This window comes from Streptomyces sp. NPDC015125, from assembly GCF_043080045.1.
Lineage (GTDB): Bacteria > Actinomycetota > Actinomycetes > Streptomycetales > Streptomycetaceae > Streptomyces.
Genome location: NZ_JBIBVF010000001.1, coordinates 1,054,111 through 1,078,276 on the forward strand (window position 1 = coordinate 1,054,111; position 24,166 = coordinate 1,078,276).

Consider the following 24,166-nt stretch of genomic DNA (forward strand, 5'->3'; position numbering starts at 1 on the left):
CCCAACGGAGGAAAACAGCAGATGAGTTTCGGCGACCCGAACAACCCCTACGGCCAGCAGCCGCAGGTGCCGCAGGGCCCGTACGGGCAGCAGCCGCAGGCGCCGCAGGGCCCGTACGGGCAGCAGCCCCCGGTACCGCCGCAGGGACAGCCCGGCTACGGTTACCCCCAGCAAGCCCCCCAGCAGCCGTACGGCTACCCCCAGCAGCAGGTCCCGCAGCAGCAGGCCTACGGCTACCCGCAGCAGGCGGCGGCCCCCTACGGCCAGCCCATGCCTGGCATGGGCATGGGCATGCCGCGGGGGTACGCGAGCTGGGGTGCGCGGGTGGGCGCCTTCCTGCTCGACGGCCTGATCATCGCCGCGGTGCCGATCATCCTGTACATCGTCGCCGGCATCATGACGGCAGGCTCGGTCTCCTCGGCCCGCCCGGACTACTCCAACTGCCCGACGGGCGACTACGACTGCATCCGGAACACGGCCAACGACGCCGTGGCGAGCAGCACACCGGTCGGCGCCATCATCATGATCGCGATCGCGTGGCTGATCCTGGTGGGCGGCAGCTTCTTCCTCATGGCCAAGGAAGGCAGCTCCGGCCAGACCCCGGGCAAGAAGACGGTGGGCATCATGGTGCTCAAGGAGACCACCGGCCAGCCCCTCGGCTTCGGCATGACATTCGTGCGTTACCTCTGCCGCTACCTCAACGGCCTGCTGTGCGGCATCGGCTGGCTGTGGCCGCTGTGGGACGAGAAGAACCAGACGTTCGCGGACAAGATCGTCGGCACCGTGGTCGTGAGCGTCAAGTAAGCCCGCCCTGGGCTGCACGGACACCCTCAACGGCACACGAAGGCCCCCTCGCAGCCGCGACCGGGGGCCTTCGCGGCGCCCGCCGATACCGCTTCAAGTCGCCCGAAGGACACCGCTCGTGAGCTATCCCAACCCCAACCCCTACGGCCCCCCGCCGGGCCAGCAGCCCGGTTACGGCTATCCCCAGCAGCCCCCGCCTCCGCAGCAGCCGATGGCCCCGTACGGGCCCTACCCGGGCGGCGGCCAGCTGCCCGGCATGCAGCCGCAGTACCCGGCGGTGATGCCCGGCGGGGCCAAGACCGCCCGGGTGATGCTGTTCGTGCTCTCCGGCCTGAACCTCATCGGGCTGGTCCTCGCCGTGATGGGGCTGGGCGGCGTCAGCAAGGCCGGGCACAACGTCTCGCCTTACGCCGCCGCGGATGACATCACCGCGATCAACGTCGGCAAGGGCCTGCTGATCGCGGCGATCGTGCTCATCGTGATCTTCACCGCGGCCGCGATCACGCTGGCCCTGCAGTTCGCCAACGGCGGCAACGGGGTGCGGATCGGCTGCATCGTCTTCGGTGTCGCCACCATCATGCTGAGCCTGTGCACCTTCCCCTTCGGACTGGTCCACACGGTCCTGGGCGTCCTGGTCGTGGTCTTCGCCTCCAAGGACGAGAGCAACGCCTGGTTCAACAGGCCGCGTTACTGACGTCTTCGGTACAGCGCGGCGAAGGGCCGCACCCCGGCTGGGGTGCGGCCCATTTTTTACGCCGGTACCGGCGCATCAGGCTCAGTGGAAGAAGTGCCGGGTCCCGGTGAAGTACATCGTCACGCCGGCCTTCGCGGCGGCCTCGACGACGAGTTCGTCGCGGACCGAACCGCCCGGCTGGACCACGGCCTTGACGCCGGCCTCGGCCAGCACCTCGAAGCCGTCCGGGAACGGGAAGAAGGCGTCGGAGGCGGCGTAGGAACCGCTCGCCCGCTCCTCGCCCGCCCGCTGCACCGCGAGCTTCGCGGAGTCCACGCGGTTGACCTGACCCATGCCGACACCGACCGTGGCGCTGTCCTTGGCGAGCAGGATGGCGTTGGACTTCACGGCGCGGCAGGCACGCCAGGCGAAGGCCAGCTCGGCCAGCTCACCGGCGGGCAGTGCGGTCCCGCTGGCCAGCGTCCAGTGGGCCGGGTCGTCGCCCTCGGCCTGCAGCCGGTCGGTCTCCTGGAGCAGGGCGCCGCCGTCAACGGCCTTGACCTCCACGGGATTCGACGGCGCGTCGGGGCAGCGCAGCACCCGGATGTTCTTCTTGCGGGCGAGGATCTCGACCGCGCCGTCCTCGTAGCCGGGGGCCACGATGACCTCGGTGAAGATCTCGGCGACCTGCTCGGCCATCGCCACGGAGACCGGGCGGTTGACCGCGATGACGCCGCCGAAGGCGGAGAGCGGGTCACAGGCGTGCGCCTTGCGGTGCGCCTCGGCGACGTCCGCGGCGACCGCGATACCGCACGGGTTGGCGTGCTTGATGATCGCCACACACGGCTCGGCGTGGTCGTACGCGGCCCGGCGCGCGGCGTCGGTGTCCGTGTAGTTGTTGTACGACATCTCCTTGCCGTGCAGCTGCTCGGCCTCCGCGAGCCCGCCGCTGCCGTCCACGTACAGCGCGGCACCCTGGTGCGGGTTCTCGCCGTAGCGCAGGACGTTCTTGCGGGCGTAGGTGGCGCCGAGGAACTCGGGGAAGGCGGAGTCGTCGGCCGCCGCGTAGTCGTCGGCGAACCAGGAGGCGACCGCCACGTCGTAGGCCGCGGTGTGCTGGAAGGCCTCGGCCGCCAGCCGCTTGCGCTGCGCCAGTTCGAAGCCGCCGCCGGTGACGGCCTCCAGGACATCGCCGTAGCGGGCGGGGTTGACGACCACGGCCACCGACGGGTGGTTCTTGGCGGCGGCGCGGACCATCGAGGGGCCGCCGATGTCGATCTGCTCCACGCACTCGTCGGGGGTGGCGCCGGAGGCGACGGTCTCCCGGAACGGGTAGAGGTTCACGATCACCAGGTCGAACGGCTCGACACCGAGCTCGGCCAGCTGCCGGCGGTGGTCCTCCAGGCGGAGGTCGGCCAGGATGCCGGCGTGCACCTTCGGGTGCAGGGTCTTGACCCGGCCGTCCAGGCACTCGGGGAAGCCCGTCAGCTCCTCGACCTTGGTGACCGGCACCCCGGCCGCGGCGATCTTCGCGGCCGTCGACCCGGTCGAGACGAGCTGAACGCCCGCCGCGTGCAGCCCCTGCGCCAGCTCCTCCAGCCCGGACTTGTCATAGACGCTGACCAGCGCGCGGCGGATGGGCCGCTGCGTACCTTCGGTGGCGGTCACGAGATACGTACCTTTCGTCCCTCAATGCGGTAGCCGTGCCGGGCCAGACGCCCCACGACCTCGACGAGCAGCGATCGCTCGACTTCCTTGATGCGCTCATGCAGCGCGGATTCGTCGTCCTCGTCCCGGACCTCGACCACGCCCTGGGCGATGATCGGGCCGGTGTCGACCCCGTCGTCGACGAAGTGGACGGTGCATCCGGTGACCTTTGCGCCGTACGCGAGCGCATCGCGCACGCCATGGGCACCGGGAAAGCTCGGCAGCAGCGCCGGGTGGGTGTTGACGGTGCGGCCGCCGAAGCGGGCGAGGAACTCCTTGCCCAGGATCTTCATGAAACCGGCCGAGACCACCAGATCGGGCTCGTACGCGGCGGTCGCCTCGGTGAGCGCCGCGTCCCAGTCCGGGCGGCTGTCGTAGTCCTTGACCCGGCAGATGAACGTCGGGATCCCGGCGGCCCCGGCGCGCTCCAGGCCCGCGATGGCGCCCCGGTCCGCGCCGACGGCCACGATCTCGGCGCCGTACTCCTCCGGGCCCAGGCCTGCGATGGCGTCCAGCAGCGCCTGCAGGTTCGTTCCGGAACCGGAGACGAGGGCGACGATGCGGGCCGGGCGGCCAGGCTGGGCGGACTGGGCGGGGGGTGGGGAGGAAGCCACGGCGGGGCTCTTTTCCGATCTCGCGTGCTTTGTGTGGTCGTACAAGACTGCGGGTACCGCAGATCCGGGGAACCCTACGAAGGCGCCGACCGTCAGCAACGATACCGGCACACCGAGCGGCCCCCACGGGACGGGGGCGGGCACGGGAGGTAGCGTCAGGCCTAAGACTGCATGCAGTTCGTGGTAACCGGGCGCCGGCCGTGACGGCCCGCGTACGGACGCGCAAGACGAGACAAGGGGAAGACGCACTCCAGATGACGGACCGACGCCGCCGCGCGGCCCTCCTGCTCCCTCCCCCAGCTACCGCTGGGTGGTTCCCCCAGCCCACCACCGCCCCCGGGATGGTGCTGCTGCCGCGTGAGCGCAAGCCGTCGTCCTCGTCCCCGGAGCCCGCCGCCCCGGAATCCCCGGACTCCGACCAGGACAACCCCTTCGCCCCGCCGCCGGCCGACGCACCCGACCAGGAGTGGCGCCCGCGCCACCGCGCCCACACACCGGGCCAGGGCGGCAACGACGAGGAAGAGCCGCCGCAGGACGAGTCGGCGCCGGGCTGGGGCAACCAGTGGAGCCCCCGGCAGCCGGGGCGGCAGAGCGGCGGTTTCGGCACTCGGCCGGGCGGCCGCAACGGCCAGCAGGGCAACGGCCCCGGTGGGTCCGGCAACCCCGGCGGGCTGCGCTGGGACCCCACCGACCCGGCCCAGCGCCGGGCGCGCTTCGCACTGCTCGGCGGGCTGTGGGCGTTCTTCTGCGTGCTGTTCGGCCTGCCGGAGGTCGCCCTCCTGCTGGGCGCGCTGGCGCTGTACTGGGGCGTCAGCTCGCTGCGCGCCAAGCCGAACACCGCGAAGGCCGACGCGGCGGCCACCACCGCCGCCATGGAGGGCCGCCCCGCCCCCGCCGCCCAGCCCGCCACGGACGCGCAGGCCGGTACCCCGTCCTCGCCGGGCAGCACCCGCCCGCAGGTCACCGCGGCGATCGCGGGGCTGGTGATCGGCTCGCTGGCGCTGGTCATGGTGGCCGCGACCTTCACCGTGCAGATCGTCTACCGCGACTACTTCACCTGCGTGAACGACGCCCTGACCCAGTCGGCCGGCAAGTCCTGCGAGAAGCTGCTGCCGCGCGAGCTGCGGCCGCTGCTGAGCACGCAGCAGTAGGCAGCGGTGAGCGGGCCAGCAGGCGGCGGCAGTCGGCAGCCGCAGACGGCAGAAACAGGCCGTAGCAGCAGGCCGTAGCAGCAGGCGGCAGAAACGGGCCGTAGTAGCAGGCGGTGTGGGGTCAGCCGTTGGGGCTGACGGGGGTGGCGGCCGGTTCCGTGACAGCCGGTTCAGCCGGTTCCGTGGCAGCCGCCGACTCCGTGGCCGCGGGGACATCGGGGCGGGGAACAGCGGCGGCGGAGCCGGGAACAGCGGCAGCGGGGCCGGGAACGGTGCCCTTGCCGTCGGCCGCTGCGGTGCCGGGGCCGGGGCCGGGGTCCTCGCCATCGGCCGTCGTGGTGCCGGTACCCGTCGCGGCGCCGGGGCAGGTGTCCTCGTCATGACCCCGCCGGCCCGCCCGCAGCCCCCAGGCCCGTAGCGCGATCGCGCCCGGGACGCCGGTCAGGGCGGTCCAGCCCACTGCCGCCAGGCCCGTACGCCACCAGCTCGGGCCGAATGCGGCGAGCGCTCCGGTGCCCAGCGCGCCACCGGAGAGGCCCGCGAGCACTGCCGTGACGGCGCCGCAGAGACCGGCCCCCAGGGCTGCCGCACATGCCGTCGTCCACCACGACCAGGGGCGTCCCGGAGCGCCGGGCGCCGGCGCGGGACGGGTCACCGAGCGGGCGACCGAGCGGGCCAGCAGCGCCCCCGCGACCAGGGGCACCACGGCCACCGCCCAGGTCAGCGGGCTTCCCGGGCCGGTATCCGGCAGCCCGCCGAGCAGCGGCAGCTGGGGCAGCGCCGAGGGTGCCGAGGTACCCAGCGGGCCGACCGTGCTGCCCGCGCCGACCGTGAAACCCGGCCCCAGGGCGTAAGCGGCGCCCCAGACGGCCGCGTTCGGGAGCAGGACGAGACACAGCAGCAGCACCGTGGCGTGGCTCGCCCAGTCGGGCGCCAGTCGGAGCAGGTCGTCGCGCACCCGGCCCGCGTGCAGGCCGAGGGAGAGCAGGGTGAGCAGGGCGCCGGACACCAGCAGGGCGCCGAGGGCGGCACCGGCGGCACGCTGTGCGGCGGCGAACCGGGAGCCGCCGAGGAGGCTTCGCAGGCCGCCCGGCACCGTGGCCACGGCCCGCAGCGCCCAGGCAGGCAGCAGATCGGCGCCGGGATGCCGCAGCAGGAACCAGCCCGTACCGGCGAGCGTGGCAAGCGCGGTGGCCGGTACGGACGCCAGCACGCTCAGCGGCTCGGCGCTCAGCTGCCCGGTGGAGGCGTAGAGCAGCACCCCGGCCGCGATCAGCAGATAGCCACCGAGCAGCGCACCGAGCAGGGTGCGCGGCACCACCGCCCGGCTGGCGTCCGCCGCGCTGCCGGGGCCCGCGGCGGGGCCGGTGCGGGCGTCGGCAGCGGTCGCCAGGGTGTGGCGGGCGGCCCGGTGGAGCAGCCAGACCGGGAGGACGGCGAGCAGCAGCGGGGTCACGGCGACCGGGGCGACGGAGTGGCCCGTGGTACGTACGAGGGCGCCGCCGTGCGCCATCAGCCACAGGTCGGCGGCGAGGTGCAGGGCCCGGGACGGGCCGCTGTCGGGTGCGGGGGAGGCGACCCACAGCAGCAGCACGGCGACCGCCAGCGCGCCGAGGCCGAGGCCGGCGGCCGTCACGCCGCCGAGGAAGGCCGCGCCGATCGCGGAGGAGCGCTGCGCGGCGGCTCGGCCGTGCGAGGACAACGTGGGGCCACGCTCGGTCAACTGGCTCACGCGGCCATGCTGCCAACAAGAGGCGTTTCCTCCCCGCACTGGCGAAATGCCCGACGTGTCGCGATGCATCCGGTGATGCCGGTTTTCCACACTGCTGTGTATGACCCAGCACGAGATGACCCGATGACCCGGCGCGAGGTGACCCGGCGCGAGGTGACCCAGCGCGAGATGCTCCGGTGCGAACAGGCCGCCACCGCCTTCGACGACCTCCACACCCGGCACGCGGCAGCCCTGATACGGCAGACCTATCTGCTCACCGGGCGGCCGTGGCTCGCGCGGCGGGCCGTGAAGCAGGGGTTCCGGCGGGCCTGGCAGCACTGGCCGCAGGTCGCGGTGGACCCGGATCCGGCGGGGTGGGTGCGGGCGGCCGCGTACGAGTACGCGCTGACGCCGTGGCACCGGCTGTGTCCCGGGCTGCGGACCGCCCGGAAGCCGAAGCAGTTCCACGAGAGCGGCGAGCCCGCGGACCGTGCACTCCTGGAGGCACTGCTGAGGCTGCCCGCCCCCTACCGGCGGGCGCTGTTGCTGCACGACGGGGTCGGGCTGGGGCTCTGCGAGACCGCGGCGGAGATCGAAGCGAGTACCCCGGCCGCGGCCGGGCGGCTGACGCATGCCCGGGAACGGGTCGCCGAGCGGCTGCCGGAGCTGGGGCTCGACGGGCACCCGCCGGCCCGGCAGGGCGAGATCCTGCGGGCCCGGCTCACCGCACTGACGGTCGCTCAGCACGTGACACCGGCTGCCGCGGAGCGCGTACGGAGCGACGCCGAACGCAGCGATCTGCGGACCACACGGGCGGCGTTCGGGCTCGCCGGAGGGTTCGCGCTGGCGGCGGTGGTGATGATGATCGTGACGCCGGACCACTACACGCCGCCGCCGCACAAGCCCCTGGCGACCGCGCCACACGTCGCCGTTTCACCCACCGGGCACCGTGGCCCGGACGTCAGGAAGCAGGGCAATGCCGCCGTGCGGAAGCGGCTCCGGGAGGCCCGTCTGGCGCCGGACGTCCGCTAGCCAGGGGCCGGACGTCGCTCGGGACCGGACGTCCACCAGGGGCCGGATGAGGGCCGGCCCCTGGTGGACGTCCGAGGGCCTTCCGAGGGCCGGCGCCACGCTCCGGTCCGTCGCCCCGGAACGCACACCGCCGGACCCTGCCCCGGGCGCCGAGCGCCCCCGCGGCGGAAGGTTCTTCCACCGCGGGGGCGAGGCGCCACAAGGGCGAGGGTCCGGCGGTACCGATGACGGCCGTCAAGGACGGCGTACGCGATATGCGCGACGTACGTCCCCTCCGGCAACGACGCCGGGAGGCAGTCAGCCGCCGAGGATCTCGCGGGCCAGCCGCGCGGTCTCCGACGGGGTCTTGCCGACCTTGACGCCGGCGGCCTCCAGGGCCTCCTTCTTCGCCTGGGCGGTGCCGGAGGAGCCGGAGACGATGGCGCCGGCGTGGCCCATGGTCTTGCCCTCGGGCGCGGTGAAGCCCGCGACGTAGCCGACGACCGGCTTGGAGACGTTGGCCTTGATGAAGTCGGCCGCACGCTCCTCGGCGTCGCCGCCGATCTCGCCGATCATCACGATCAGGTCGGTGTCGGGGTCCGCCTCGAACGCCTGGAGGGCGTCGATGTGCGTGGTGCCGATGACCGGGTCGCCACCGATGCCGACGGCCGAGGAGAAGCCGATGTCACGGAGCTCGTACATCATCTGGTAGGTCAGCGTGCCCGACTTCGACACCAGACCGATGCGGCCGGGCTTGGTGATGTCGCCCGGGATGATGCCGGCGTTGGACTGGCCGGGGGTGATCAGGCCGGGGCAGTTCGGACCGATGATCCGGGTCTTGTTGCCCTTGGACTTCGCGTACGCCCAGAAGGCGGCGGAGTCGTGGACCGCGATGCCCTCGGTGATCACGACGGCCAGCGGGATCTCGGCGTCGATCGCCTCGACGACGGCGGCCTTGGCGAAGGCCGGCGGCACGAAGAGCACGGACACATCGGCGCCGGTCTTCTCCATCGCCTCGGCGACGGAGCCGAAGACGGGCACGTCGGTGCCGTCGAAGTCGACGCTGGTGCCTGCCTTGCGCGGGTTCACACCGCCGACGATGTTGGTGCCGTCACCGAGCATCAGCTTGGTGTGCTTCATGCCAGTGGCACCGGTCATGCCCTGGACGATGACCTTGCTTTCCTTGGTCAGGAAGATAGCCATGGTTGTTGTGTCCTCGTCCTTTACTTAGCAGCCAGCTCGGCGGCCTTGTCGGCCGCGCCGTCCATGGTGTCCACGCGCTGCACCAGCGGGTGGTTGGCCTTCGACAGGATCTCGCGACCGAGCTCCGCGTTGTTGCCGTCGAGGCGCACGACCAGGGGCTTGTTGACGTCCTCGCCCTTGGACTTGAGCAGCTCCAGGGCCTGGACGATGCCGTTGGCGACCTCGTCACAGGCGGTGATGCCACCGAAGACGTTCACGAAGACGGACTTGACGTCCGGGTCGCCGAGAATGATCTCCAGGCCGTTCGCCATGACCTCGGCGGAGGCGCCGCCACCGATGTCGAGGAAGTTGGCGGGCTTGACGTTGCTGTGCTTCTCGCCGGCGTAGGCGACGACGTCCAGGGTGCTCATGACGAGACCCGCGCCGTTGCCGATGATGCCGACCTGGCCGTCGAGCTTGACGTAGTTCAGACCCTTGGCCTTGGCCGCAGCCTCGAGCGGGTTGGCTGCGTCCTTGTCCTCCAGGGCCTCGTGCTCCGGCTGGCGGAACTCGGCGTTCTCGTCCAGGGACACCTTGCCGTCGAGGGCGATGACGTCACCGCTCGCGACCTTGGCCAGCGGGTTGACCTCGACGAGGAGCGCGTCCTCGGCGACGAAGGTCTTCCACAGGGTCACCATGACCTCGGCGACCTGCTCGGCGACCTCGGCCGGGAACTTCGCCTGGGCGACGATCTCGCGGGCCTTCTCGATCGTGACGCCCTCGTTGGCGTCGACCGGGACCTTCGCGAGCTCGTCGGGCCGGGTGGCCGCGACCTCCTCGATGTCCATGCCGCCGGCGACGGAGGCCATGGCCAGGAAGGTGCGGTTGGTGCGGTCGAGGAGGTACGAGACGTAGTACTCCTCGGCGATCTCCGGAGCGGTCTCGGCGATCATCACCTTGTGGACCGTGTGGCCCTTGATGTCCATGCCCAGGATCTGACCGGCCTTCTCGACCGCGTCGTCCTCACTGGTGGCCAGCTTCACGCCGCCGGCCTTGCCTCGGCCACCGACCTTCACCTGCGCCTTGACGACCGACTTGCCGCCCAGCCGCTGGGTTGCCTCGCGCGCCGCCTCAGGCGTGTCGATGACTTCACCGGCCAGCACCGGTACACCGTGCTTGGCGAAGAGGTCCCTCGCCTGGTACTCGAACAGGTCCACGCGCGTCCGTCCCTTGTCTTCTCAGAATCGCCGTAGTGATCGCGGTTCGTTGTCTGCGATGGGCGTGCCGCGAAGGGCAACGTGACGGCGCTGTCACTGAGGGAGGCGTACACGGTGACCGGATACGCGGCATGTCCGTCTCGCAGGTTATCGCCGTAGGACGTGCGGCCCTAAATCGCAGATCACACTCCAGCGGTGATTACCATCACAGATCTTTTGGCCACGTTACGTCTTCTCGGGATTTCTGCATGCCGTCGGCCGGTTTGTCGTGAGCTGGTTCGCCGTGGACTGGGTTTGCCGCGGGCGTGTTTGCCGCCGGCCGGATTGCCACCGGCCGGTTTGCCGTCGGCCGGTTTGCCGGGGCCGTTATTCGACCTCCTCCGGGCATGTTGAAGATCAGGGGCAGCCGGCCCTTCCGTACGACTCCGCACGACTCCGTACGGCTCCGCACGACTCCGTACGGCTCCGCACGACTCCGTACGACTCCGCGCGTCTCTGTAAGAGTCCGTACGGCGAGCCCGTTGTCACTCGGCTTGCGCGCTCACGTCGCGCATCGTTCGCGACCTCCTCCCGGTACACCTCTGTGCGCCCCGCCTCCGGCGATTCCGGTGACGACGGCACGGGAATCTGGGGGGGGGAAGCCGCGACTCACGCTCAGACCTCCAGACCTCCAGACCTCCAGACCGCCAGACCGCCAGACCGCCGGACCTCCGGACCGCCAGACCTCCAGGCCGCCGCAGACGGTCCGGAAAGGCCTCTTGCCCCTTCAACTTCCCGCTACAGACACTGTCTTGAGCACTTACGGATACCAACGCACCAGGAGTCACACACTTCAACCTTGGTCCCGCTCCCCCTTTCTCGATTTCTCGGTGCCCACCTCCCACCCGGCGCCGGAAGCGACGTACGGCGCGGCGGGTCCGGTGCCGAGCAGGGCACAGACCACCGCGGCGGCCGAAGCCGCGGTCGACGTAGGAGGTACGGACCGATGGCCACTCCCCTGACCGCGAGCAAGCTGATCGCGGCGCTGCGCGATGAGGGCCTGGTGGTCCACGAGGTCCGCGACTGGCGTGAGCACAACCGGAACGCCAAAGGCCCCTGGGGCCCGATGAACGGCGTGATGATCCATCACACCGCCACGCAGGGCACCGACAGCTCGGTGGACCTGTGTTACGACGGGCGCTCCGACCTGCCGGGGCCGCTGTGCCACGGCGTGATCGACAAACAGGGCGAGGTCCATCTCGTCGGCAACGGCCGCGCCAACCACGCCGGGCTCGGTGACGGCGACGTTCTGCGTGCGGTGATCAACGAGGATGCGGAGCTGCCGCCGGACGACGAGGCGGATACCGACGGCAACTCTCACTTCTACGGCTTCGAATGCATCAACCTCGGCGATGGCAAGGACCCTTGGCCCGAGAAGCAGAAGATCGCCATCGAGCAGGCCGCGGCGGCGATCTGCCGGGCGCACGGCTGGAGCGAACGCTCGGTGATCGGGCACAAGGAGTGGCAGCCGGGGAAGGTCGATCCGCGCGGCATCACGATGGACGACCTGCGGGGCCGGATCAAGAGACGACTGGCGAAGCCGGCGGAGGACTCGCCGGAGCCGCAGCAGCCGGCGTACGAGCCGTTTCCCGGCCACGGCTTCTTCCGGTCCGGGACCCGCAGCCCGGTGATCACGGCGATGGGGGAGCGGCTGGTGGCCGAGGACTGCGGCCACTACGACATCGGCCCCGGTCCGGAGTGGACCGAGGCGGACCGGACGTCGTACGCGGCCTGGCAGCGCAAGCTCGGCTTCCACGGCAAGGATGCGGACGGGGTGCCGGGAAAGGTCAGCTGGGAACGGTTGCGGGTGCCCCGCACACAGCCCCGCACATAGCCCAACAGGTAGTCCAACACGTAGCCCAACACGTAGCTCCGGCAAGCCCGTTGGCGCACCGCGGGGCGACAGCGGTGCGGTGGAAACACCAAGGCCGGGCGGCCCTCCCCCACAGAGGTCCGCCCGGCTGTTCATGGGTGTTCCGGCATCGGCCGCCGCCGCGGCCGAGGAGCCGGTGGTGTCGGCCTGAGGCCTCAGACCGCCTGGACCGGCAGGGCCGGCAGGGCCGGCAGCGCCGGGAGGGCCGGGATGTTGGCGGCGTTGGTCAGGTCGGCCAGGTTGGCGGGCACGGCCGGGAGGGCCGGGGCGGCCGGGACGGCAACGGCGTCGGTCAGGTTGGCCGGGACGGCGGGCACGGACGGCACGGCCGGGAGGGCGTCGGTCACGTTGGCGGGCACCGACGGGACGGCGGGCACGGCCGGGAGGGCGTCGGTCACGTTGGCGGGCACCGACGGGACGGCGGGCACGGCCGGGACGGCGGGCACCGACTTCACCGGGGCCAGGCCCTGCACACCGGCGACGGCCTTACCGGCGGTGCCCTGCGCGTCGGTCGCGACGACGCCGGCCAGGCCCTGCGCGAACGGGGTGGCGTCAGCGGCCGCACCCTGGGTGAACGCCACGGTGTCGGTCGCCTTGCCCTGGACGAACGGCACCGCGTCGCCGGCCACACCCTGGGCGAAGGGCACCGCGTCGCCGGCAGCACCCTGCACGAACAGCTGCGCCTGGCCGCCGACCGTGATCACGAACGGGGTGGCCTGGCCGGCCGCGTCACCGGCGAGGTGACCGGCACCGCCGACCGCGCCCTGCGCAACCGGCACGACCTTGACGACGGCCCGGCGGGCGACGGGCGGCAGCGCGTCGGAGGCCGCCTTGTCGACGACCGGACGGGCGGTGGCAAGGCCGCCCTGGGCCTGCTTCGTCAGCTGCTCGGGACGGACGCCCGCACCGGCGAGACCGGCCAGCAGGTTGTCGACCGAGCCCGGAGCCTTGGGCAGCGCGGGGGCCTTGGGGAGCGCCGGGGTGCCGGGCAGGCCCTGGGGCAGACCGCCGGGGAGGTGGGCGGACGGGACGCCCGGGGTGGCGGGCAGCGACGGAACGGAGGGCAGCGTGCCCTTCGCCAGGCGGCCGGCCTTGCCGAGGTCGGCAGCCTTGGCGGCCTTGGCGGCCTTCTTGCTGACGGCCTTGGCAGCCTTCTTGGCCTTCTTCAGGTCGGCGGTCTTGCGCAGCTCACCGGTCTTCGGCAGGCCGGCGCCCTGGGCCTGCTTCTGCACGCCGTCCACCGCACCGGTCAGGTCGCCGGCCTGCGGCAGCTTGCCGGTGGGCAGGTCCTGGGTGGACACGCCGCCGCCGAGGACGCCGGTGGCCTTGCCCGCCGTGTCGCCCACCGTCTTCTTGGCGGTCGTGGTGACGGTCTTGGCCGTCTTCGTCGCGGTGCCGGCCACGTCACCGGTGGGCAGCTGCTTGGCCGTGTCGGTCACCGTGCCGGCGGCCGGCAGGTCCGACCCGACGGGCAGCTCGGCGGCGTTGGCGGCGACGGAGCCCAGGGCCCACAGACCGGTGGCGGCGGCGGCAACGACGATGGAACGGCGGATGTTCGAGCGCATGGAGGTGACGTCCTTCGAATTCAGGAGGGGTGAAAGGGCAGACCTGTCCCGCCCCCGCGCGGCAGGTCAGTTACAGACGCGGAGCGGTCTGCCCTAGCCCGGGAATTCGAGGATTTCTTCGGCACGCCGACGCGTCGGAGCGCCATCGGCCGTGCGGACGCCACCGGGCAGCAGCCGGAAGCGCAGGGGGTCCGCCGGGGCGGCGGCGTGCTGGTCCCCGCCACGGGGGCCGTGGCCGTCACCGGCGGTGTGCGAGGCAGGCGCCATCGGAGCCTGCGGGCACTGTCCCGGAAGGCCGTTGTGGCCCGGGGCGTGCTGCTCGTGGGCGGCGGCCGAGGGGTGCTCGGCGGCCGGCTTGCGCAGGCAGTCGGCGACGTCCGACGACGGCGCGGCAGACGGGCCGGCCGCCCGGGCAGCGGTCCGCGGACCGGCCGGCTGTGCGTCGCCCGGCGTACGGCCGTGCTGGTGCGGTGCGCCGTCTCCGGGACGCCCCGTGTGCTCACCGGACGGGAGGTGTACGGGAAGCGCGGCGCCTGCCGAGTCCCCGACTTCCCGTACGACACGGTTCACCGGCTCGGTGATCCGGCCGGTGACCGGCGCGGCCTGCTCGGCGGCGGGGCGTACGGCCTTGGCCACCGCGTCGGACGCGGCATGGGTGTGCTCGGCGAGCTTCGCGCCGGACGCCTTGCCCTGCCGCTGGAGCGCGGCCTTGGAGCCGGACAGCCCGTTGGCCGCCCCGTCCCGGGTGGCGGCCCGGTCCGGGGTGGACGCCTCGGCCGCGGCCTTGGCCGGGGTCGCCACCCCGGTCAGGTCCGCGCTCCGCGTGCGGTCGTCGGCATGGGCGCCGGGACCGAAGGCGAAGCCGAGGGCGACAAAGCCCACCAGGAAGAGCCCGGCCAGCAGCGCACGCCGCACGGCCACCGTGCGCGGAAGGCGCACGGCGGCAGGCAGGGCGAGCACAGCAGACAAGGAGGGACCTTCCCCTACGGACGGGGACGCCCAAGGCACACGGCCTCGGGGTCACGCGCGTCGCGGGCGATCGAGCGATGGCCTGATCCTTGCACGAGCAGCCAGGTGCCACGCAAGTCCCCCGGGGGTTCCTGTCACCGTTGCTCCGCCATGTCCGGTATGGGCAGCGGCCGTTTCTCGATCGCGGCCGCCATCACGTCCGGAAACAGATCCGGGGTGCAGGCGAACGCCGGTGCGCCCAGGGCCGCGAGGGCCGCGGCGTGGTCACGGTCGTAGGCGGGCGCCCCCTCGTCGGAGAGCGCGAGCAATGTCACGAACTGCACGCCGGACGCCTTCATTGCGGCGACCCGCTTGAGCATCTCGTCCCGGATGCCGCCTTCGTAGAGGTCGCTGATGAGGACGACGACGGTTTCGGTGGGGCGGGTGATGCGGGACTGGCAGTAGGCGAGCGCACGGTTGATGTCCGTGCCTCCGCCGAGCTGGGTGCCGAAGAGAACATCGACCGGGTCGTCCAGTTGGTCCGTCAGATCGACGACCGAGGTGTCGAAGACGACGAGCCGGGTGTCGAGGGCCCGCATGGAGGCGAGCACCGCGCCGAACACCGAGGCATAGACGACCGAGGCGGCCATCGAACCGGACTGGTCGATACAGAGCACCACGTCCTTCTTCACCGACTGCGCCGCGCGGCCGTAGCCGATCAGCCGCTCGGGGACGACCGTGCGGTACTCCGGCAGGTAGTTCTTGAGGTTCGCCCGGATCGTGCGGTCCCAGTCGATATCGCGATGACGCGGCCGGCTGATCCGGGCGGAGCGGTCCAGTGCGCCGGTGAGCGTGGCGCGGGTGCGCTGCGCCAGCTTCTTCTCCAGCTGCTCGACGACCTTGCGGACGACGGCGCGGGCGGTCTCCTTGGTGGTCTCCGGCATGACCTTGTTGAGCGAGAGCAGGGTGCCCACCAGATGCACATCCGCCTCGACGGCCTCCAGCATCTCCGGCTCCAGCAGCAGCGCGGACAGCCCCAGCCGGTCGATGGCGTCCCGTTGCATCACCTGCACCACGGAGGACGGGAAGTACGTACGGATGTCGCCGAGCCAGCGCGCCACCCCGGGCGCCGAAGCCCCGAGCCCCGCCGAGCGCCTGCCGCCGGGTGCCGTGCCGCCGCTTCCCTTCTCCCGGCCGTAGAGCGAGGCCAGCGCGCCGTCCATCGCCGCGTCCCGCTCCCGGAGTTCACACCCCGTACCGTCCGCACCGCCACCACCGAGCACCAGCCGCCAGCGGCGCAGCCGTTCTTCGGCCTCGGAGGCGGCGTCGGGGGCGGGGGCGGCGTCGGCCTCGGGGGCTGGGGCGGGAGCGGGGGCTGGGGCGGCGTGGGCCGGGTCCGGGGCCGCCGTGGTAGCGGCAGCCGGGCTCGTTCCTGCCGCCGGGGCAGTGGTCGTACCCGTTGCCGTCGTCGAGGCGGTGGTCGTACCCGTTGCCGTCGGGTCCGGTGTCGTGCGGGTCATGTGCGTGCCCCCGTGAGGTCGTCGGCCGGTCGGGTGTCGTCGGCCGGTCGGGTGGTGTCCGGTGGGACGTCGTCCGGCCTCTCGCCCGGCTCGTCGCCGAAGCCGTGCGCTCCGATCCCCAGCAGCAGGCGCAGGGTGGGGAGGACGGCCGCGGCGCGGTCGCGGTCCAGGCCGGGGCCGAAGCCGGGTGCGGCGGCGTCCGGCGCCTCGCCTGCCGGATGACGGGACGGGGTCATGGGGCCGCGGCGGATCAGTTCGCCGAGGGTGCGCCGCACGCCGGCCTCGTACTCCGCGAAGGTCCGGCGCAGCAGCGGCAGCACGTCCGTGAACGCGGCGTCCGGCACGCCGGTCAGCCAGCCGTCGACCAGCGCGAGCAGCCGTTCGTCATGGACCAGCAGCATGCCGCCGTCCCCGCCACCGACGAATCCCTCGATCCAGCCGGCGGCATCGGTGGGCGGGGTGCCCGGCGAGAGGGCGAGCCCCATCAGCCGCTCCGCTCCCCCGTCGCCCAACTCTCCTTCGTCAAGCAGCAGTCTGGCCGCCCGGCCACGGATCAGGCCCGGTACGGCGTCCCGTTCGCTCACCGCCCGCAGCACCCCGGCCCACCGCGCCCGCAGAGGCTGCGGGCCGGCCTGTGGTCCCGTCTGTGGTCCGGTCACCGGTCCGGTGTGCGGTCCGGTGTGCGGTCCGGTGTGCGGTCCGGTCACCGGTCCGGTCTGCTGCCCGGCCTGCGGCTGGCCGAGGAGACCGACGGCCTGGTGGGTGGCGTCGAGATGGCCGCGCATTTCGGCGGCGCCGTCGGCATCCAGGCCCAGGCAGGCGGGTGGCAGTCCGACGAAGACCCGCTCGGCCAGGCCCGTCGCCACCTCGCGCAGCGCCGCGGCGTCCGTGCCACGCACATCGCCGTAGCGCACGGACCGTACGAGGGCGGGCAGCGCCTGGGCGAGATGGCCGACGTCCGCATCCAGCGCCGCACGGTCCGACAGCGCCCGCATCACCACCGGGAGGGCGTCGGGGAGTTCGGCCAGCAGGCAGCGCTCGGCAAGCGCCGTGACCTCGGCGAGCGTGGCCGCCCCGGACGCCTCGGACGCGGCCTTGGCCGTGGCGGCCGAGAGCACGGTCGTGCCCCAGATACCGGCCTCCGCGACCCGCACCGACAGTTCGGGCTCCCAGCGCAGCCGCCAGGTCTCCCGGAACGTGCCGGTGCTGCCGCGGGAGCGGCCGGGCTCGCCCCACGGGATGCCGAGCAGCCGGAGCCGGTGCAGCAGGCGGCTGCGGCCGGCGTCGGTCTCCTTGCGCAGGTCCAGCTCCAGTTCCCTGTCCGGCGCCTCCGGTTTGAGCCGCAGCGTCCGCTGGCTGCGGGTGAGATCCCGTTGCAGCGGCACCGCGGGGGCGTCCTGGGGAACCTCGCCCAGCACCTCCCCCACCACCAGCCGGTCGTGGATCAGCAAGGACGGCGCATCGGAGCCGTCCCCCATCACGGCCCGTACCGCGTCGTTCAGTTCCGTCAGGCCCGCCAGCGGGCGGCCGCGTACCGTGGCCAGGCCCTCGGCGAGCCGTACCGCTTCGATGACATGCGCCGACGAGACCGCGTAGTCCTCTTCCCGGAGCAGCCCGGCGACCTTGGTCAGCCAGCGTTCCACGGGGCGGTCGGGGGCGCCGAAGAGATGGCCGTACCAACCCGGTGAGGCGATACCGGCGCCGTAGCCGCTGTGGCGGGAGAGCCGTCGGTGCGTCCAGGGCACCCAGGTCACCGCCGCCTTCACCTTCGGCAGGCCCTTGAGCAGCTGCCGGTCGGCGGCCACGGTGGTGCGCCGCGCCAGGGCCGGTACATGCCAGGCACCGCACACCACGGCGATGTCGTCCCCGAACTCCCGTCGCGCGGCGCGCAGTCGCAGCCGCATATGGGCCTCGCGCACCGGATCACGGTCATGGCCGCCGTCCCCGTACGTCTCGCGCAGCGCCCCCATGGCTTCGGCCAGCGCCGCGAACGGGGCCAGCGCATCCGCGCCGGCGGCTCCCCCACTCCCGGCTCCGCCCCCGCTCCCGGCTCCGCGCCCACTACCGGTTTCGCGCCCACTCCCGGTTTCGCCCGGGCGGCGGGCCTTGCGCGACCGGGAAGTGTCCCCACTACCGCGGTGCTCGACCACGTCCTCCCACCAGCGCTCTGGGTCGTCGTAACCGGCCGCCTCGGCCAGCACCCGGATCGGATCGACCCGCACCTCGGCCTCGGCCTCGGCCTCGGCCTCGGCAGCAGCCTCCTTCTCGCCGTCGGCTCCGTTTCCGTCAACCAGGCTCCCGTCGGCTTCCTCACCGGCGGCCGGCCCCTCGTCGGACGGTCCCTCACCGGACGGCCCCTCGCCGCCCCGGCGGCCCTCGCCGGACGGGCCCTCACCGTCCCCCATCGCCAGGGAGTGCGCCGCGGGCAGATCGATGAAGCGGACGGGGATGCCGCGCTCCAGTGCCCAGCGCATCGCCACCCACTCCGGGGAGAACTCGGCCAGCGGCCAGCACGCCGCGCGGCCGGGATCGTCCTGTGCATGGGCGAGCAGCGCGACGGGTGGACGCATCCCTTCCTGGGCGGCCAGCGGCACCAGCGTGTCCGCCTCCGGTGGTCCCTCGATCAGGACCGCGTCCGGCGTGCACTGGTCGAGGGCGGCACGCACCGCCCGCGCCGAGCCGGGGCCGTGATGCCGCACCCCGAGCAGCACCGGCCCGGTCATGCGCTCACCTCACGGCAGGCGCGGTAGAAGTCCTTCCAGCCGTCGCGCTCGCGCACCACGGTCTCCAGGTACTCCTGCCATACGACCCGGTCCGCCGCCGGATCGCGGACCACGGCTCCCAGGATGCCCGCGGCCACGTCCCCGGCGCGCAGCACACCGTCCCCGAAGTGGGTGGCCAGCGCCAGCCCGTTCGTCACCACCGAGATGGCCTCGGCCGTGGAGAGGGTGCCGGACGGCGACTTGAGCTTGGTGCGGCCGTCGGAGGTGAGGCCGGCCCGCAGCTCGCGGAAGACCGTGACGACACGGCGGATCTCGTCCAGCCCCTCCGGCCCGGCCGGGAGATCCAGCGAGCGCCCGATCTGCTCGACCCGGCGCGAGACGATGTCCACCTCTTCGTCCGGGGTGGCGGGCAGCGGCAGTACGACGGTGTTGAAGCGGCGGCGCAGCGCGCTGGAGAGTTCGTTGACCCCGCGGTCGCGGTCGTTGGCGGTGGCGATCAGGTTGAACCCGCGAACGGCCTGCACCTCCTGCCCCAACTCCGGGATGGGCAGGGTCTTTTCCGACAGGACCGTGATGAGCGTGTCCTGGACGTCGGCGGGGATGCGGGTCAGTTCCTCGACCCGGGCGGTCATGCCCTGGGCCATCGCGCGCATCACCGGGCTGGGCACCAGCGCCTCGCGGCTCGGGCCGTTCGCGAGCAGCCGGGCGTAGTTCCAGCCGTAGCGGATCGCCTCTTCGGGGGTGCCGGCCGTGCCCTGGACCAACAGGGTGGAGTCGCCGCTGACGGCCGCCGCCAGATGCTCGGACACCCAGGTCTTCGCGGTGCCGGGCACGCCGAGCAGGAGCAGTGCGCGGTCCGTCGCCAGGGTCGTCACGGCGACCTCGACGATCCGGCGCGGGCCGACATACTTGGGTGTGATGAGCGTGCCGTCCGCGAGCGTGCCGCCGAGGAGATAGGTCGCGACCGCCCATGGCGAGAGCCGCCAGCGCTCCGGGCGCGGCCGGTCGTCGGCCGCCGCGAGGGCCTTCAGCTCCGCCGCGAAACTTTCCTCGGCGTGCGGTCGCAGCGCTTCGGCGCCCGCGCCCTGCGGCGCCGTCCCACCGTTCGGATTGGTCTCGTCGTCCGTCGTCCTGAAGCTGTTCTCGGACATGGTTCCCCCTCGTCGCAACGTCTGCGGCCGGGACGGCGAAATCCCTGCGGCCGCTTGCGGAATCAAGCCTGCACCACGCCACTGACAATCCCCCGAAAACCCACCCTGAGCTGCGAGTTCAACGCGGTCCGCGGCGATTGTCAGTGGGGCGTCGTAGCGTCGATGACATGAATCCGCAGGGGGAACGCTGGACGACGGATCAGGTGCTCGCGCTGGCACCTGACGAGGCCTCACGCAAGGCGGGCGGCAAGCTCGCGGCGCCGGGGCCGTGGTCGGAAACGGGCGCGGACGAGAGCGCGGTGTGGGGGCAGTGCAAGGGCAGCGGCAAGAAGCCGTATCACACGGCCGTGGACCTCAACGGCCCCGCATTCACGTGCAGTTGCCCGAGCCGCAAATTTCCGTGCAAGCACGCGCTGGGGCTGCTGCTGCTCTGGGCGGGCGGCGGCCGGGAGGTGGCGGCGGGGGAACCGGCGCCGTGGGCGGGCGAGTGGCTGGCCGGACGCCGGGAGCGCGCCGAGCGGTCCGCGGGCTCGGGCCCGGGCGGCGGCACTCCGTCGCGTGCGCCTGCCGACCCGGAGGCCGCCAAGCGGCGGGCGGAGCGCCGGATGCAGCGGATCGGCACCGGCGCGACGGAGCTGGAGCAGCGCCTGGAGGATCTGCTGCAGTCGGGTCTGGCCTCGGCCGGCCACGCCGACGGGGGGATCTCCCGGTCGGGCAGCGGCACTGGGGGTTCGTGGGACGAGACGGCCGCCCGCATGGTCGACGCCCAGGCGCCCGGGCTCGCCTCGCGGGTACGCGAGCTGGGTGCGGTCGTGGCGTCCGGCCCGGACTGGCCGGCCCGGCTGCTGGAGGAGTGCGCCCTGCTGCACCTCCTCGACCAGGGGTTCCTCGGTATCGAGCGGCTGCCGGGCCCGCTCGCTGCGACGGTCCGCTCGCGCGTGGGGCTGACCACGGAGGCGGCGGATCTGCTGACCGGCCCCGAGGCGACGACGGTCCGGGACCGCTGGCTGGTGCTCGCCCAACAGGACACCGAGGACGGCACGTTGACCACCCGAAGAATCTTCCTCCGGGGCGAGCGGACCGGCCGGATGGCGCTGCATCTCTCCTTCGGCGGCGGTTCCCACCGCCCGCTGGATCTTGCCCTGCCCCCCGGTCTGGTGCTCGATGCGGACCTCGCCTACTACCCCGGCGCCCGACCCCTGCGCGCCACCCTGGGCGAGCGGCACGCCCCTGCGGTCCCGGGTCCCGTGCCACCCGGCTGCGGTATCGATGCCGCCCTGGCCGCGTACGGCGACGCCCTGCGCGACGACCCCTGGCTGGATTCCTGGCCGGTGGTGCTCGCCGAGGTCACACCGATTCCGGGACGCGACGGCAAGAGCTGGCAACTGGCGGACGTGGACGGGGAGTCGGCGCTGCCGCTGGACCCGCGCAGTCTGGGACGTACGAGCCTGTGGCAGCTGGCCGCCATATCGGGCGGCGCACCGATCACGGTCTTCGGCGAATGCGGCCACCGCGGCTTTCTGCCGCTGACCGCCTGGGACCCGGCCCCGGTGTCCCTGTGAGCCGCGCTCCCGCCGCACCGCCGACCACGCCCCCGGCCCCCGCCACCCACCGGCCACACACGCCGTCCACCACCGATCCCCGGAGGAAGGGCATGACGACCACCACCACGCCCACGTCACCCACCACGCCCACGTCACCCACTTCACCGGCTGCACCGGCTGCACCCACTCCCGCCGCTCCCGCTGCTCCCGCCTCCGCCACGCCTCCTTCCCTCACCCCGACCGCCCCGGCCCCCTGGGCCGATCTCGTGAGCGCCGCGCTCCTCGGGACCGAGCGGCGGACGCCGCCGGTGCAGGTGCGGCCCGGGCAGGGCGCCGCGGCCGCGCTGCTGGACGCGGCCGCGGTCAGCACGGTGCGTCGCCGCGCCGCGCTGCGCCCCGCACCGGCCGGCGAACGTCCCGCCCCGGCCCCGGCCGACCCACGCCCCCCGCTGCCGCCCGCCGCGCGCCGGCGGCTGGCCCTGCTGCTCGCCGACCGCGGTGGCAGCGGCGGCGGACACCGCGGCACGGCCCCCGACCTCACCGAACTGCTCCCCCAGTGGCTGGCCGCCGCCGGCGAGTACGGCTACCGGGCCCCGGAGGCGCTGCTGCCCGCACTGCTCGACGCGGCCCGCGCCCGTACGGATCTGCGGCCCGCCGCGCTGGCGCTGGCGGGGCCGCGTGCCCTGTGGCTGTCGCGGCTCAACACGGACTGGAAGTTCGCACTCCGGGGGATCGGCGGCCCGGCCGAGCTCTCCGGTGGCGACGACCCCGACGGCGTACGACACCGGTGGGAGGAGGGCCTGTTCGCGGAGCGGGTCGCCCTGCTGACCGCGCTGCGCCGCCAGGACCCGGGGGCCGGCCTGGCCCTGCTGTCCACGACCTGGCCCACGGAGCGGGCCGAGGACCGTCTGATGTTCCTCGACTCGCTGCGTGACGGGCTCTCGGCGTCCGATGAGCCCTTCCTGGAACAGGCGCTGTCCGACCGCAGCAGGAACGTCCGCGCCACGGCCGCCGAGCTGCTCTCCACACTGCCCGGATCCGCCCTCGCCGCCCGGATGGCGCAGCGCGCGCACAGCTGTGTCGGCCTGGACCGTACGGCCGGCGTCCCGGCGATCGCCGTGGAGGCGCCGCACGAGTGCGATGCGGGGATGCAGCGGGACGGCGTGGCGACCAAGCCGCCCTCCGGTCGGGGCGAACGGTCCTGGTGGCTGGGTCAGTTGGTGGAGGCGGCGCCACTGGACGGATGGCACGCCCGCTTCGGGGGCCGTGACGCGGCGGCGATCGTCGCACTGCCGGTGGGAGACGACTGGCGGACGGAGCTGCACGACGCCTGGTGCCGCGCCGCGGTGCGCCAGCGGAACACCGACTGGGCGCGGGCGCTACTGGGTGCGCCGGGCGCTCCCTCCCAGGCGGCCGAGGTCGCACCGGCCGGCTCGTCGCGGGACCTGACCAAGCTGCTGACCGTACTGCCCGATGCCGAACGAGCCCGGTGGGTCGCGGAGTTCATCGCGGTCCACGGACTGTCGGAGGCCTTCCGGATGCTCGGCGTGTGCGCGGTCCCCTGGGCCGAGCCGCTCGGCGGGGCCGTCGTCGACGCCCTGGACATCGCCCGGGACGCAGGCAGCTACCCGTGGAGCTTCAGCGGGGTGATGGGCCTGGCCGAGCGCTGCCTGGACCCGGCAGCGGCGGACCGTCTCGACATGCTCACCGCCGTCGCGGACGAGCCGGAGGGTGCCTCACCGGGCTCCGGCGGCTACTGGTCCGAGGCTTTCCAGCGGCTGGTCGGCACCCTCCGCCTCCGCGCCACCATGCACGCGGAACTCACCCCGGCACCCACCGGCCACGACGGCACGGGCGCCAGCGGCACCGGCGCCAGCGGCACGGGCGCCAGCGGCACAAGCGACAGCCGCGCGGGCGACAACGGCATGGGCAGCAACGGCTCAGTGGATCCTGCCGACACCGGCACAAGTACCGGTACCCGCACGCTCTCCGGCACCGGCACCGGCACGAACTCCGACACCGACACCGACACGGGCACCGGCACGGGCACGGGCACCCCTACCGCTACCCCGGAGCCCGGCCCGGGCCGGGCCACGCGACAGCCCCTCGCCCCATGACCCTCCGCCTGCCCCTCCGCTCCGGAACCGCCCGCGCTCCGGCCGCCCACGCCCCGGCCGCCCGCGCCGCCCGGTCGGCCCGTGGCTCAGACCGCCAGCGAGCGCACATTCGCGTTGACCCACTCCACGATCGAAGTGGTCGTCGCGCCCGGCGTGAAGATCTCCGCGACGCCCTGCGCCTTGAGCGGGGCGATGTCGTCCTCGGGAATGATGCCGCCGCCAAAGACCTTGATGTCCGCGGCGTCGCGCTCCTCCAGGAGGGCGATGACCTTCGCGAAGAGGGTGTTGTGCGCACCGGAGAGGATGGACAGGCCGATCGCGTCGGCGTCCTCCTGGATCGCGGTGTCGACGATCTGCTCCGGGGTCTGGTGCAGCCCGGTGTAGATCACCTCCATACCGGCGTCGCGCAGCGCCCGCGCGATGACCTTGGCGCCCCGGTCGTGCCCGTCCAGGCCCGGCTTGGCCACGACCACACGGATCGGACCCGACCTGCCCGCCGTGCCCTGGCTCCCCGTTTGCGCTCCGTCATGCCGAGCCACACTCATCACTGCCTCCAAGCCATGCACGGCACTGTGGTGCCGCCGAGCCGACAATCGATCGCGCGACCGCGATCCGG

At 73.2% G+C, this 24,166-nt stretch carries 17 protein-coding genes and 1 pseudogene; 7 read left to right on the plus strand and 11 right to left on the minus strand.

Annotated features, from left to right (window positions below):
- Positions 1-21 precede the first annotated feature (21 nt).
- Together ACF088_RS04650 and ACF088_RS04655 are read left to right on the plus strand one after the other, a co-directional pair.
- Positions 22-804, plus strand: a complete 783-nt coding sequence (locus ACF088_RS04650) for an RDD family protein (protein WP_392373888.1) — start codon at positions 22-24, stop codon at positions 802-804.
- A gap of 118 nt (positions 805-922) precedes the next feature.
- Positions 923-1,498, plus strand: a complete 576-nt coding sequence (locus ACF088_RS04655; protein WP_392373889.1) for a hypothetical protein — start codon at positions 923-925, stop codon at positions 1,496-1,498.
- Between the two features lie 81 nt (positions 1,499-1,579).
- On the opposite strand, the gene purH is transcribed toward ACF088_RS04655, so the two are convergent.
- Positions 1,580-3,145 carry a bifunctional phosphoribosylaminoimidazolecarboxamide formyltransferase/IMP cyclohydrolase gene (gene purH, locus ACF088_RS04660; protein WP_392373890.1) on the minus strand — a complete coding sequence of 522 codons (1,566 nt, stop codon included), beginning with the start codon at positions 3,143-3,145 and terminating at the stop codon, positions 1,580-1,582.
- Complete coding sequence (gene purN / locus ACF088_RS04665) at positions 3,142-3,798, minus strand: phosphoribosylglycinamide formyltransferase (RefSeq protein WP_392373891.1); 657 nt, start codon at positions 3,796-3,798, stop codon at positions 3,142-3,144. Before purN ends, purH begins: the two co-directional genes overlap by 4 nt.
- Positions 3,799-4,052: 254 nt before the next feature.
- Between purN and ACF088_RS04670 the strand changes: the two genes are divergently transcribed.
- Positions 4,053-4,949 (plus strand): hypothetical protein, encoded by an 897-nt coding sequence (locus ACF088_RS04670; protein WP_392373892.1) that lies wholly within the window; start codon positions 4,053-4,055, stop codon positions 4,947-4,949.
- A 121-nt stretch (positions 4,950-5,070) separates the two neighbouring features.
- On the opposite strand, the gene ACF088_RS04675 is transcribed toward ACF088_RS04670, so the two are convergent.
- Positions 5,071-6,681, minus strand: a complete 1,611-nt coding sequence (locus tag ACF088_RS04675; RefSeq protein WP_392373893.1) for a DUF6350 family protein — start codon at positions 6,679-6,681, stop codon at positions 5,071-5,073.
- A gap of 123 nt (positions 6,682-6,804) precedes the next feature.
- Here ACF088_RS04675 and ACF088_RS04680 point away from each other — a divergent pair, with 123 nt between their 5' ends.
- The gene (locus tag ACF088_RS04680) at positions 6,805-7,692 is read left to right on the plus strand and encodes an RNA polymerase sigma factor (protein WP_392373894.1); all 888 of its coding nucleotides are present in this window, start codon (positions 6,805-6,807) and stop codon (positions 7,690-7,692) included.
- Positions 7,693-7,989: 297 nt separating this feature from the next.
- Here the strand turns inward: ACF088_RS04680 and sucD are convergent, their stop codons facing one another.
- Both sucD and sucC read right to left on the minus strand, forming a co-directional pair.
- Positions 7,990-8,874, minus strand: a complete 885-nt coding sequence (sucD, locus tag ACF088_RS04685; protein ID WP_311624746.1) for a succinate--CoA ligase subunit alpha — start codon at positions 8,872-8,874, stop codon at positions 7,990-7,992.
- Positions 8,875-8,894: 20 nt separating this feature from the next.
- Complete coding sequence (gene sucC, locus ACF088_RS04690; protein WP_392373895.1) at positions 8,895-10,070, minus strand: ADP-forming succinate--CoA ligase subunit beta; 1,176 nt, start codon at positions 10,068-10,070, stop codon at positions 8,895-8,897.
- A gap of 985 nt (positions 10,071-11,055) precedes the next feature.
- Here sucC and ACF088_RS04695 point away from each other — a divergent pair.
- Positions 11,056-11,943: a peptidoglycan-binding protein gene (locus tag ACF088_RS04695; RefSeq protein ID WP_392373896.1), complete on the plus strand. Its 888-nt coding sequence runs from the start codon at positions 11,056-11,058 to the stop codon at positions 11,941-11,943.
- A 194-nt stretch (positions 11,944-12,137) separates the two neighbouring features.
- On the opposite strand, the gene ACF088_RS04700 is transcribed toward ACF088_RS04695, so the two are convergent.
- The 5 genes from ACF088_RS04700 to ACF088_RS04720 all read right to left on the minus strand — a co-directional run bounded on the left by ACF088_RS04700 (position 12,138) and on the right by ACF088_RS04720 (position 19,889).
- On the minus strand, positions 12,138-13,547 hold the full coding sequence (locus ACF088_RS04700) for a hypothetical protein (protein WP_392373897.1): 1,410 nt from the start codon (positions 13,545-13,547) through the stop codon (positions 12,138-12,140).
- A gap of 93 nt (positions 13,548-13,640) precedes the next feature.
- Entirely contained in the window at positions 13,641-14,516 is an 876-nt protein-coding gene (locus ACF088_RS04705; RefSeq protein WP_392373898.1) for a hypothetical protein, read from the minus strand.
- A gap of 134 nt (positions 14,517-14,650) precedes the next feature.
- Positions 14,651-16,015 (minus strand): VWA domain-containing protein, encoded by a 1,365-nt coding sequence (locus tag ACF088_RS04710; protein ID WP_392373899.1) that lies wholly within the window; start codon positions 16,013-16,015, stop codon positions 14,651-14,653.
- A complete protein-coding gene (locus ACF088_RS04715; protein WP_392373900.1) occupies positions 16,012-18,738 on the minus strand; it encodes a DUF5682 family protein in 2,727 nt (908 codons plus the stop codon). The genes ACF088_RS04710 and ACF088_RS04715 overlap by 4 nt, the downstream gene beginning before the upstream one ends.
- Positions 18,735-19,889 carry an AAA family ATPase gene (locus tag ACF088_RS04720; RefSeq protein ID WP_392373901.1) on the minus strand — a complete coding sequence of 385 codons (1,155 nt, stop codon included), beginning with the start codon at positions 19,887-19,889 and terminating at the stop codon, positions 18,735-18,737. The genes ACF088_RS04715 and ACF088_RS04720 overlap by 4 nt, the downstream gene beginning before the upstream one ends.
- Positions 19,890-20,056: 167 nt before the next feature.
- On the opposite strand from ACF088_RS04720, the gene ACF088_RS04725 reads away from it, so the two are divergent.
- A complete protein-coding gene (locus tag ACF088_RS04725) occupies positions 20,057-21,451 on the plus strand; it encodes an SWIM zinc finger family protein (protein WP_392373902.1) in 1,395 nt (464 codons plus the stop codon).
- A gap of 92 nt (positions 21,452-21,543) precedes the next feature.
- A pseudogene (locus tag ACF088_RS04730) lies at positions 21,544-23,262 on the plus strand (DUF5691 domain-containing protein); the annotation flags it as partial.
- Positions 23,263-23,636: 374 nt separating this feature from the next.
- Here ACF088_RS04730 and ACF088_RS04735 read toward each other — a convergent pair.
- Complete coding sequence (locus tag ACF088_RS04735) at positions 23,637-24,095, minus strand: cobalamin B12-binding domain-containing protein (RefSeq protein WP_392373903.1); 459 nt, start codon at positions 24,093-24,095, stop codon at positions 23,637-23,639.
- Positions 24,096-24,166 lie beyond the last annotated feature (71 nt).